This is a genomic window from Erysipelatoclostridium sp. MSK.23.31, from assembly GCF_019125875.1.
Taxonomy (GTDB): Bacteria; Bacillota_I; Bacilli_A; order Erysipelotrichales; family Coprobacillaceae; genus Thomasclavelia; species Thomasclavelia ramosa.
The window spans coordinates 1-12,674 of sequence record NZ_JAHOCB010000066.1 but is presented as its reverse complement, the minus strand read 5'-3'; the positions used below and the strand labels follow the sequence as shown (position 1 = coordinate 12,674).

General features: G+C 30.3%; 7 protein-coding genes and 1 riboswitch. Of the genes, 2 read left to right on the top strand and 5 right to left on the bottom strand.

Going from position 1 to position 12,674, the window contains the following annotated elements:
- Positions 1 to 62: 62 nt before the first annotated feature.
- The 3 genes from KSU54_RS17470 to KSU54_RS17460 form a co-directional block, all read right to left on the bottom strand.
- Positions 63 to 980: a glycyl-radical enzyme activating protein gene (locus tag KSU54_RS17470; protein ID WP_117792784.1), complete on the bottom strand. Its 918-nt coding sequence runs from the start codon at positions 978 to 980 to the stop codon at positions 63 to 65.
- Positions 967 to 3,321, bottom strand: coding sequence for a glycyl radical protein (locus KSU54_RS17465; protein WP_117792782.1), 2,355 nt, complete (start codon positions 3,319 to 3,321; stop codon positions 967 to 969). Before KSU54_RS17465 ends, KSU54_RS17470 begins: the two co-directional genes overlap by 14 nt.
- 126 nt (positions 3,322 to 3,447) lie before the next feature.
- Positions 3,448 to 4,209, bottom strand: a complete 762-nt coding sequence (locus KSU54_RS17460; protein ID WP_008792019.1) for a DeoR/GlpR family DNA-binding transcription regulator — start codon at positions 4,207 to 4,209, stop codon at positions 3,448 to 3,450.
- A gap of 289 nt (positions 4,210 to 4,498) precedes the next feature.
- Here KSU54_RS17460 and KSU54_RS17455 point away from each other — a divergent pair, with 289 nt between their 5' ends.
- Positions 4,499 to 4,816 carry a hypothetical protein gene (locus KSU54_RS17455; protein ID WP_117792780.1) on the top strand — a complete coding sequence of 106 codons (318 nt, stop codon included), beginning with the start codon at positions 4,499 to 4,501 and terminating at the stop codon, positions 4,814 to 4,816.
- A 426-nt stretch (positions 4,817 to 5,242) separates the two neighbouring features.
- Positions 5,243 to 5,353: a LytTR family transcriptional regulator DNA-binding domain-containing protein gene (locus KSU54_RS19560; protein WP_117792788.1), complete on the top strand. Its 111-nt coding sequence runs from the start codon at positions 5,243 to 5,245 to the stop codon at positions 5,351 to 5,353.
- 120 nt (positions 5,354 to 5,473) lie between these two features.
- On the opposite strand, the gene KSU54_RS17445 is transcribed toward KSU54_RS19560, so the two are convergent.
- Together KSU54_RS17445 and KSU54_RS17440 are read right to left on the bottom strand one after the other, a co-directional pair.
- The gene (locus KSU54_RS17445; protein WP_008792022.1) at positions 5,474 to 6,712 is read right to left on the bottom strand and encodes a hypothetical protein; all 1,239 of its coding nucleotides are present in this window, start codon (positions 6,710 to 6,712) and stop codon (positions 5,474 to 5,476) included.
- Positions 6,712 to 11,931, bottom strand: coding sequence for a M60 family metallopeptidase (locus tag KSU54_RS17440; RefSeq protein WP_117792778.1), 5,220 nt, complete (start codon positions 11,929 to 11,931; stop codon positions 6,712 to 6,714). The genes KSU54_RS17445 and KSU54_RS17440 overlap by 1 nt, the downstream gene beginning before the upstream one ends.
- Before the next feature lie 154 nt (positions 11,932 to 12,085).
- Positions 12,086 to 12,171, bottom strand: a riboswitch (cyclic di-GMP riboswitch).
- Between the last annotated feature and the right edge of the window lie 503 nt (positions 12,172 to 12,674).

Here is a 12,674-nt window from a genome sequence, read left to right as displayed (position 1 = left end):
TAGCATCTTTAATTTCCTCTAAATTCACAGTATCAATAATAAATTCCATTTTTATCTTCTCCTTATTCTATGATTAAATTTTTTAAACCTGTTTGATAAACTAACTGATGAAAATGTTCCATCTGTTCTTTATCAAACATCTTCAATTGTTTATCAACTTCATATTCCAGATCAACTAATTCATATTTTGCAAAAGCTAATGGATTGTAATTCAACAATTCGTATTTAACTTCTGGATAAATATTAACAAGAAAATTTGCAATACTTTTTATATTATGATCAGTCGCCGTCATTGTCGGTATCAACGGTGTTCTGATTATAACTTTGTTTCTATATTCACTTTCTAAAATATATTCAATATGCTGTTTTATCATTTTTGATGAAACGTTAGTTAATTCCATGTGTCTCTTTTCATCAAAAACTTTTAAATCAATATATATTAAATCAAGATATGGGAGTATTTTTTTGATTAATTCTAATGATCCATACATAGTTGTTTCAATCGCAGTATGAATTTTCTCTTCTTGACAAGCTTTTAAAATCTCATACAAGAATTCTCCTTGCATAAGCGGTTCCCCTCCAGAGAATGTCACACCACCATCATCTCTAAAAAACACCCTATCTTCCTTGATTTTTTCCATTAATTGTTTTATATCATACGCTTCACTATCATAACGAATAGCATTACCTGGACAAGCTTTTACCAAATTATCAAAAGTTCCTTCATATTGCAAATTGAAATACGGACGATTATTTTCATATTTAATTTGATTTTTTTTAGAAAACTCCACACATCTTTGACAATGAATACAACTATTTTCAAAATATATTAGTCTTCTTTGAGATGATAATCCTTCTGGATTTTGACACCATTTGCACCTTAATGGACAGCCTTTAAAAAAAACTGTTGTTCTTAATCCATATCCGTCATGAACAGCAAATCTTTTGATATCAAATACTAAAGCTTTAGATATCTTCATAAGCCGTCCTTTCAATAATCTCATCTTGCAGCTTACCAGCCAGTTCTACAAAATAAGCTGTATATCCTGCAACCCGAATCGTTAATGACCTATGTTGTTCCGGATGGAGCTTCGCATCCAACAAATCTTCACGTCGTACTACATTGAATTGAATATGTGGAATTTTTAAATCTACAAAGGCTCTTAAAAAGTTTTCAAATTTCATCATTCCTGTTTCAGTTTTAAAAAACTCTGGTAAAAATTTCATATTTAACAAGCCCCCATTTGTTGTATACGAATCCTTCATACGTGATACCGATTTTAAAACTGCAGTTGGTCCTGCCATATCTCTTCCATAAACTGGTGACATTCCACCATCAGCTAATGGTGTCAAAGCATTTCTACCATCAGGTGATGCACCTACATTTTCACCCATTGGAACATGAGCACTTACTGTATACATTCCGGTATGATATAGACCACCGCGATAATTTGTATAATCTTTCATTCTTTCCCTAAAATAACCAGCCCATTTAGCCCCTAATTCATCGACCCATTTTACATCATTGCCATACTTCGGTACTTTATTTAAAAGCATCGTTTGGATAATTTCATATCCTTTAAAATCTGCTTGTAATGCTTCTAATAATTCATGTCTGGTAATCATCTTTTCATCATATACGAGTACCTTGATTGCTGCAAGTGAATCAGCTAAATTTGCAATTTGTATCATCTGAATCCCTGAAAGATTGTATTTTGCCCCACCACGTGTTACATCTACTCCCTTTTCCAAACAAGAATCAATGACCGTTGATAAAAAAGCTGTCGGCAAGCAATCTTGATGAGCTTTTTCTACAACAATCTCAGCTTTCATCATTTTTTCTATAAAATAATCAATTTGTTTTTGAAAAGCATTTTCCAAATCCTCAAAACTCTCATAGGTTTCAATACTTCCAAGATCCAAACCTATTGGTTCATTAGTTAAAAGACATTTTCCATGATTCATAGTTAATTCCAGCGCTTTATTTAAATTGAACATTGCAGCATCAGACCAGCCCAAATTGTTTCCATGTGTCGTTAATTCAACACATCCAACAATTGCATAATTTCTTGCATCTTTTTCTTCAATACCTAAATCTTTAATCATACTATTTACAATTGCCTCATCATTAAAGAACTGTGGCATCCCACTACCTTTAGCAACTACTTTGATTGCTTCCTGTATTAGTTCATGTGAAGAATTTTTATTTAATCTTACTGATAAATTAGGTTGTGGTAATCCTAGATGGTATTGTGCTTTTAATAACAGTAGTGATAACTCATTATAAATATTGCATCCATTTTCATCAATTCCACCAATCGCTATATTAAATCCGATTGGAAAACCAGCAAAATATTTTGCACTGTGCTGATTCCTCAAATACACAATTTGATTAAACTTTAACCACAAACACTCTAATATTTCTAATGCCTCTTGCTTTGATATAATTCCTTTTTCAATATCTTTTTGATAATAAGGATAAAGATATTGATCCATTCTTCCAGGAGAAAATGATGATGCATTAGACTCCATGTGTAGAACAACAAATAAAAACCAAAGTGATTGTACAGCCTCATGAAATGACTGAGCAGGTCGACTAGCAAGATTTGCACAAATGTCTGCAACCCTTTGTAAAGATTTCTTATTATCATCTTCCAGACTTTCCAACATTGTCAAAATATAATCATGATAACGCATCATAAAATGGCAGACACCTTCTAAAACAATAATTGTACATTCATAAAATTCCTTTTGATTTTCATCACAATTTTTTAACTTTTCATAAGCTTTTGTCATCAATCCTTTTGGTCCAAGCTCTAGCCAAGTCTTCGTATCTGGACAAATGTGTCCTTGAGCATGATCTTTTTGATTAATTTTAACAACTTTAGCAATTGCATTAATTTCCTCACCATAATTCTCTTTTATGACATCTTCCAATGAACGGTCTTGCCAATATGGATAAATTATCTCCTTAAATTCTTTTACATCTTCCTTTTTTATTCGGAATTTATCTTGTGGTCTTGTTGGTAAAGTCTCAAACTCTTTGTTAACCCAAGAACATCCACTTTCTGGAAATACTACTCCGTACCTAACACCTTTAGTGCGATTCCCAACAATCAACTCTTCTTTTTCTACGCCAATTTCTAATTCTTCTAATGCTGCTTTCAAAGATAACGCTCTTTTTTTAGGAATTGATAAGCTTTCATTTTCTTGATAAATCCTCGTTATAATTCGTGCCTGTTCAATTGAAACATAACGTGGTTCATTTAACATTTTTTCCTTTAATAAAGTAATTCTTGGAGTTTGTTCTAAATTATCCATAGCTAATTCTCCTCATCTCATTTTTTATCGTTTTTTATTGTTTGTAATTGAATTATAATACATATACAATATTTTTCAATATATTTTCAATAAAAAATAATAAAAAAGTGGCTTTAAACCACTTTATCATAAAATATCTAATCCATATTTATTAATAAGTTCCCGTTGTTGAAGCGTTACCGCCTTTTCACAAATAATTCCCGTAAAATCATCTATATGAGAAAAAACATAATTCCCGTCTAATTTTAATTTTGCCGTTTCAGCCAACATATAACTCTTTTTACTAGAATTAATCACTTGCTTTTTAGTTAATCCATCATCGATATCATAAGTTGTAATATTTCCTGAATGTAAGTCAATTCCAACCACACCTAAAAATGACAAGTCAAATTTATAACTCTTTATTTGGTCTATAGTAATTGCACCTAAGAATCCGTCTTTAGGATTATTAAATTCTCCACCAATAAAAATCAATCTTGCTCGACATTCACCTCTAAAAATATTGATCAATTCAATCATATTAGTTACAACCGTTACGTTCATATCACGCTGATAGATAAGTTTTGCCAACTCAATATTAATTGTTGAAATTCCTAAAAAAACCATTGTTCCTGGCTCAATTATTTCAACTGCTTTTTGAGCAATAAGCTTCTTTTCAGGTGAATTTAAACCAATTCGCTCACCGACATTAACACGATGAAGATTAGTTCGTATCTGTGTTGCTCCACCATGAATTCTCTTTAATTTTCCATTTTTTTCTAGTATTGTTAAATCTTTACGAATACAATCTTCGGTTACATTAAAATCCTTACTTAAATCTCTAACTCTTACTTGCCCTTCTAAATCTAGTTTAGCAATAATCTGATTATGCCGTTCTTGTTGTAACATCATGATCATCCCTTCTTTGTTAGTATTATGCCATTATTTAAAATAAAATACAATGACTATAAAATTTATAAATATGCCTAATACTTTTCAGCCCCTTTTTTAACTATCTTTTTATCCACTGTTTAGGTTATACTTAAGTAATTGAGGTCAAAGTTATTAATAAAATTATTAAACGTAATAAAATGATAAGTGTAAGGAGGGATTATTATTAAAACAATTGGCTGTTTAGTAAGTCACAAACGAATTTTAGTTGAATTTATTATTAGTATTTTGGGTCTGGATCTACTCTATGCCATTTTTTCAAACACATTCAAAAAGCTTAATTTTTTATCTACAAAATCCAGAATTGTATTCACCGGCCATTATTTTTATGATGATTGCAATAATCATTGTCACTGCCGGTTACGGAAATCGACAAATTATTGTCATTGATAAAAAATATTTTAAATATTGCAGTAATCAAAATTTATGGTTTAATTACCAACAATTTTACCGCATTATTTTTAACTGGGAACCAACATTTGACATTCAAATACCGCTAGTTAATATTGCAAAGATTGCCCTATCATACAGTGATATTTATATACTATGCAATCAAATTTATTGAGGCTCAAGGCGTTAAAATCCAGGATTCCTATCACTTAAAAGAAGCTTTAGCTAATAAAGACATGCGTTTTGCTGAATATATTGAAAAAACAAGTAATCATTTTTAAAGAAATTACATCTATTCATGACCTGAAAAAAATTTTTCTCCACCCAAAATGGATAGACACTCAATTATATTTATCATTGATAATCAAGAATTAGTGTTCCTTTCATTAAGTTACCATCCTTTATGCTTTATTGGAAAAAAATGATTTAGAAACAGAGCTTAATCACGCTATTTCTTTGTTATTAAACCTGCATAAAAATATTGAACAAATTTTAACTTTTAAAATTGGGTATTCTTATATTCAAATAAAAATCAATCAAATAATTTGGATTGAATCATTAGTTACTATTTAATTATCCACACTCAGCTTGGTCAATATAAATTTCGAAAAAACTTAGTCAATTACTCGATGAATTAGCTGTTAATCAATTTATTCAAGTTCACAAGAGCTATATTGTTAATCAAAACCACATTGTTATTCGAAAAAAGTAATGAAATAGTTTTAAAAAATAAAATAGCTATTCCGATTGGTCGGAAATTTAAAAATACTAATTAAAATAAAAAAGAGAAATAGAAATGCCTATTTAGCATAATTTCTCTTTTTCGTTATAACTACTTTTGTTTATTTACTTCTCTTCTTTTCATTTCTAAAATTCCAATAATCACTAACAATGAAGCTGCCATAAAAATCATTGGTAACATTGATGAAGTGTCATCACCAGTTTTAACAATAGAATTATTTAATACATCTGGATCTTTATTTACTTCTGCTTGTGTATAGTCCTTAGCGACTAATGTATAGATTGAAAAACGATCAGTCTCAAAAGTAATAATATTTTCATTTGCTAAGCTAGATTTTAAGCCATTAGCTTCATTATCGTGCAGTCTAACTATTCCAAATTGACGGTTTTTCTTAATAAATTCACTAGGAATTGTCATAGATAATTTGATTGGAGACGCCATTTCACTAATTTCTACACCATTTATTTCTGGGATGATCACGTCATCTTTTGAATAAGCTGTAGCCGTAATAGAAATATCGTAATAAGCTAATATTTTCGCTCCATCCTCTAAAACTTTTTCAATCTTATCTTTCTGATCTATCGTTATGTCACTTTCTGTTAGATTTTTCAATGAAAGTTGAGCTTTAATAACAGTTCCCTCAGGTAAATTTCCTAAAATTTCTGCATAGTGTTTATTTAAATAACTCATCACGCTTGTTTGAACTACTTTTTGCGATTCTTCAGCAAGCTCTAATTTACTCCCACCTAAGTGCTCAACCACAGTTTCTACAGTTATTTTATCAGCAGGATCTTGTCCATTATCTCCTGAGTCACCACCAGACACACTTGATAATATTACTGCTGGACAATCGAATTCTATACTATTTTCAGCTTTATCATTTACATATACATATGTAATTTTTGCTGGTGTAAATTCTATTTCAAAATCTTTATTACTATCAATTCTAATTGTTCCTAAAGTAATCTCTTGCTGTTCAAATAACTTAGTTTTATTCGATAATAACAAATCGATTTTATTTTCGGAAAGATTATAATCATATATTGAAGCTAGCTTCTTTAATCCTTCATCCAACATAAATGCATTTTGATATTCTTGAATTGATTTTGACGTATTAATAGATAAATGCATCGTTGCAATTTGACGTTCAAACATTTCTTGACTTAAATGTAGTTTTACTGTCAACTCATCGCCAGCTTGATTAGGTGTCAAAATAATATGTGGCTTATCTGTTGTAATTTCGTGTTCATTATCATTAATAGCATAAATATTAGTTGATAAAGATAAACACATTACTACAGCTATAAAAAATTGAAATATTTTTTTCATTATTTACCACCTCTCTTTTGATTTCCGATTGTGATTGAAGGTAATTCAGTTGGAATTTTCACTTCAAAAGAATCACTTACTAAACGTTGACCAGCATTTGTTTGAGCATCGTTAACGCGATACAACTCTGGTTTAATTGAGCCAGGAAGTTCAACTTTAACAAAATTTCCTTCATCATCTTGATATCCAAAGCTATTTTCTATGATTTTTCCAGTTTCATCAGTTTCAGGAATTAAATAATAAATCCAAGTTCCTTCACTAACATCAGCTAGATCCCCATCTCCAGGATCTTCTGCAAAAATAGCTTGATAGCCACTTAAAATTTCATCTTTATTATATCTTAATTCCACAACATTATAAGCTGGATTTCCAGCATATGTTCCTGTAAAGATCAATGATCCCTTTGGAATTGTATTATTTGCATCTAGTTTATAATCACCGCTTAATATACCAATACTATTTTCTTGCGACATATCAATATTATCACCTGTTGGTCCTAAGACATCAATTTCCGATAAACTAATATCATTTTCATCAACAGCAACAATCTTAATATAACTACTTGAATATGAAACCAATGATTTATTATTTTCTAATTCATCATTAACAATCTGGCTAAAATATAATTTATTTTCTTCACCTGTTTTTAATGAGTCTTCTTTTACTAAAGTCCAGTTGTCCTTATCATCACTTACATAGATCTGTACTTGATTAAATGACGGGTTAGTTAATTTAACCCCGGTTATGTCAGCCAAAGTATTTAGTGAAACAATAAATTCACCTTGTTTTGTATCTGTACTCCCTTTATAAACATTTTGATAATTGTTATCAATTAAATCGTTTACTGCTTTTTGTTCTGGTAAACATGGTGTTGAATCTTCATCACCAACTGCTTCATCATTATCTGAAATAAGATTAGTTTCAATCAGCCATTGATCTTTATCAAGACTTCCATCATGAGAAATTTTGATTGGTTTTAAAGTCAACTCTGCAGTTCGATTTAATAATTTATCATATCCAATGATTGAATAAGTAAAAACACGATTATTAACAGTTGAAACAGTATCTGTAAATGTTGTTTCACCAGTTTCTGCATTTACAAATCCAACTGCTTGACCGTTTCTTAAAATTTCATAACCTAACATTGCTCCATCGACTTTATTTGTGTTAGAAATAGTTAATGTTACTTGATTACTATTTTTGTCATTTGATAATGATGCATTAATTTCAGTGTCTACAGACATTCTAGCTTTACCATCTAAACGATAAGCCATTGAATCGTCATCTAAATATTGTATTTTATCTGTTTCTGCTTCAAATTGGCTAATAAATGCTTTAGTTTCTTCATTTGGAATAATTCCCCATGCTGTAAAGAAATCTGTTAAATCTTTGTTAGCTGCTGCTGAAGCTAAACGTACAAAGTTTTGTTGAGCATCACTGTTTAATTTTAATGCAGTACCACCTTCAGGAATATTCACCTTCCCAGGATTACGAGCATAATAATCTACTCGAGCAAAGAACAATGAATTTAATTGTTCCTCGTGTGAATCATATAATTTATAATGATAATTTTGATCATAAGCTAAATGTAATTGCCAATACATTGCCAATTGTGTAAAGACATTACTTGACATTCCAACCGTATTTGAAGTTACTTTTTCATAAACATCTGGATATTTAAATCTTGTTGTATCATTAGAATCACGATTTTGTGATAATAATGAGAAATAGTTATTAGTTATTTCTGCAATTGCATAACTTCCTTGATTAATGTTATGTCCAATTTCATGGGCAATTCCCCAACCAAATAAAGAACCCGATAAATATTTTCCATTTTCTGCTGCTTCAAATGGAATTCCATTTGATAAACCAGATACTGAACCCCATTCAATTCCGATATGATTTCCACCAGCGTACATAAAAGCACCAGCAAACATTCTTTGATAACGGATATTTAAATGCTGAGCAGGATAGCGATCATTAATAGCAGCTGCATTTTCATTAAGCCCCTTATTTTGATAGAATAATTCCATCATTTGATCCATTGCATTTAATGAATTTAATAATTGATTTGCCTTTTCATCTAATGTTGTACCTTTTAAACCAGCCATGATTTGTTTACCTGATACTGAGTACAGCATATGATCAAGCATAATCTCAGTAGCTCCTAAAATACAATTTTTCTCGTCATAATCATAGTTAACACTATTGTCATCACGATGAAGTTCTTCGTGTTTTGAAGCCATTTTATTAATTTGTGTTTGTAAACTTTGAAGATAAGTTTTTACTTTTTCTAATCGTTCATTTTCATCACTAACTTGATATAAATCTAATGTAGCAATCTTTTCACCGCCTGATACTCTAACAGCAATCTTTTCATTAGAATTACCAGTATATTGAACATACACAGATCCACCTTTTTCAACTCCGATAGACTGTAATTCTTTCATACTGATTTCATTTTTACCAACTTTTAAGCTAATTGGACTACTAACAAACGAAGCTGATTCAGCATGATATTGCGAATATACAAGTTGTAAATTCACAGCTTGTCCATTACGTTTTCCTTCTTGACCTACATAAACGATAAATGTATCACCAGGATATGTAACATATCCTAACGGTTGCCAAGAGTTTAATCCTCCAAATCCAAGGTTTCCTTGTTTACTTGCTGCAATTCCATTATGAATCTCTTGAATATTTTGTAGTGCAGTTCCCTCAACAACTTGTCTTGCTTGATTAAGCTCTAACTGAATTAAATCTTTAAATGGATGTAATTCTTGGGATACCTCGTCAGGTGTATTCAATCTAGTTTGTAAATCATCAAGCGTTGTAGAAGTAACATCATCTCTTACAGTTAAATGGAATGAATCTGTAAATAAAGCATTGACATCTTCTTCTAATGAATCATAGTAATAAAAATTAAACTCTGAAATACGCATTGTTCGATTTGAACTTTGTACTCCAAATCTAACTTTATTAGTTTTTATTGGTTTCGCAAGATGAGCGATAAAATAAATTCTTCCGTTATCATCTGTTTTTCTTCTGAAAGCATCGATCGAAGCGTCTACTTCTTTACCACTTTCATCATAATATGAAATTCCAATATTATTAATACTACTATCATTAACTGGTCCAGCAAATGAAATATAGTTCATTTCATAGGTATCATCAAATTCAAACGTCAAACGCCAATTACGGTGATAACTAACTCCAAAATCCCAGTCATTGATTTGTAGATAAGAATTATAGTTATCATCTACTAAAGCTAAAGCGCTATTAGTTGTCGTACTCACTTCATCTAACGGGCTATTTACGATTTCTGTAACTCCATTATTTCCGTAGTAAACATTATTGATATGATTTGATAATTTCCCTTCACCATTTGAAGTATTAAGCAATTTATATTGTGGTAATTGAGCAGGTAAAATATTAACCGTCGTTGCTTCACTTACTAAAGAAGCTGGCCCTGTACCTTTTTTATTATTACCAGTAACATATACTTCATATTTAGTATTATCCTTTAAAGAAGTGATTGTATATGAGGTTCCTTCGTATTTACTTACAGCCTCAATATACTCGCCATTCCCCTTTTCACGATAAAAAACATTGTAAGAATCTGTACTCTTCATATCTTTCCAAGATACATTAATCGAGCGATAAGCACCAACTGCTTTTACATTATCAGGTGCATCAGGAACTTTTGAAGCTTGTGGTGTAGCCTCAACTGCAGCTGAATAATCTGATTCCCAAAGTGAATTTTTATCAGCATCATTAATCGCTTTAACACTAATTTTATATGTTTTACCATTTAATAGATCTTTATCGTTAAATGATTTTAAATTAAATGAATTGACATTAGAGGCATGCTCCTCAGTCTTACCATTATAGGTTATTTTTACTTTATAACCTGTAACGTTATTTAATGCATCCCACTTAATATAGAGTTCTTCATCTAACTCATCAACTGTAATTCCTGTCGGAATATCTAATTTTGGAGCAGGAATATGATCTTCCATCCCATTTAAAAACTCTACTTTAGAAATTTCTGCTAATGATTTAGAAGATGTTCCTGTTACTTTAATCGTAACTTTTTTTACTGCAATTTGAGTTCCTAAATCAATTACAATTGATCCATCAGCTTGAACGATTGCTTGTCGTGAAGCCATGCGAGCACGTGATTTAGCTGTACTAATAACTGCTTCTATCTCTTCTCCATTCTCAGCGACAACAATTACACTACCTTCTGTTATTGCATTTTCTTTAGTGCCTTGAATCGTCAACTGTGTAACTGCTACTGGCTTTTTAACTTCAAGACTCATTTGAATCGGATTACTTTGTGAAATTTCTTCATCTTTTTCCGGCTTTAACTTAAGCGTTTCTTCTTGAGCTGTCTCACTAAAAATATTTTCTATTTTTCCCTCTAAAGTTCCTTGTAACTCATCATTATTTACAGAGACATTGTTTACTAACAATGGCTGAGTTTCAATAACTGGTTCCAATCTTGTAACTTGAGTAGTTCCATTATCACTATAAGCATATGTAAAAGTGTGTAAATCTAATAAATCAATTTTATTATTATCATCAATATCTAATAAAGAATTAGAACTATCATTATTAAAAATGGCAGTAGATAATATTTTTTTATCTTTGCTATCAATTTTACCATCCTTATTAAAATCACCATATGCAAATGTACCAAATCCATTGCCTTCAATATTATCAGCAACTGAGTTTGTATTGACATACTTTACAGTAGTTTCATTGTTATTAACAACAACCTCTTTACTAACAGTTTCATAACCATCACCTTGAATTGTTAAAGTATATGTTCCATTAACAATATTCTTAAATTCAAAGATTTGACTATTTTCTTTAGTCGAATCTAATTCTCCAGTGTAAGTTTGTTCAATATTAGCTAATTGTGCTGACAAAGTACTAATATTCTTTTTAAAATACTGCGTATTAATAATCAGTTTTACTTTACCCGTTATTGAAGAATTCTTAACATCAGCTGTTTTTTCTGGCGACGTTGATTCATTATTAACTGTTTTTTCATTAGTTATCATTGAAGAATCGTTTTCATTTTTTGTTGATTCACCATTTGTAACTGATGTAGTTATTTCTTGCCCCTGACTTTCATTATCAGCATAAATAGTTAACTGTGTTGACCCCAGCAAAACAACTACGACAAGAAAAAAAGCAAGTATTTTCTTCATTGTAATTCTCCTTTCCTATTTGTTATTTTTGTCCATTTAATGGGCTTAACTCGCATTGCAAATCAATGTTACGTTATTTATTTTTACTGTGCTGTTTCTATTTTATGCGCACAAAAAAAATGCACACATAAAAATAGCGTACACATACACGAATGAATGCAACTGGCTGCCATATCATAATTGATGAAGGCCCTATAGCTTTGCGTACTTCTTTTTTCAAAGAGTTTGCCATATTTATGAACGCCATGATTATACAATGACTATGTGATAATGTCAAAAAGTTTGCTTAAAAAATGTATTATAAAAAAAACAATTTTATTTTCACTAAAAAAACCTCCAAAACCAAAATAATCACCTTTATATCATGTTATTTTTATTCCAACTCCTCTACTATTTTAAAATCATATTTTTACATATATTAAAAATCAACTAATAAAAGGTGTTTTATCCTTTGAGTTATTGAACTAATAACAACTTTTTGAAAATAAATACAATTTCCCAGGTAATAAATTTCGATATTTATTTTATATAACAAAAAAATGACTAGTTAAATAAGCTGGTCATCTTTTCGTTATATTATTTATTACAGTTAATCACCGATTAAAAGACTAATTTCTTTATTTTCCCAATAATATTATCAACTTAAGACCAGATCTTTTAAACAATTTATCAATTAGAATTGAAGCCTCAAAGGCAGTCCCGGATGTCCTGAATTTGCCTTTTCAACAGTATCAGCGCATAAT

Bases quoted from the DNA above. Each gene is read 5' to 3' on its own strand.
- KSU54_RS17470 (WP_117792784.1), bottom strand. From the start codon at position 980: ATGAAGATATCTAAAGCTTTAGTATTTGATATCAAAAGATTTGCTGTT.
- KSU54_RS17465 (WP_117792782.1), bottom strand. From the start codon at position 3,321: ATGGATAATTTAGAACAAACTCCAAGAATTACTTTATTAAAGGAAAAA.
- KSU54_RS17460 (WP_008792019.1), bottom strand. From the start codon at position 4,209: ATGTTACAACAAGAACGGCATAATCAGATTATTGCTAAACTAGATTTA.
- KSU54_RS17455 (WP_117792780.1), top strand. From the start codon at position 4,499: ATGCCATTTTTTCAAACACATTCAAAAAGCTTAATTTTTTATCTACAA.
- KSU54_RS17445 (WP_008792022.1), bottom strand. From the start codon at position 6,712: ATGAAAAAAATATTTCAATTTTTTATAGCTGTAGTAATGTGTTTATCT.
- KSU54_RS17440 (WP_117792778.1), bottom strand. From the start codon at position 11,931: ATGAAGAAAATACTTGCTTTTTTTCTTGTCGTAGTTGTTTTGCTGGGG.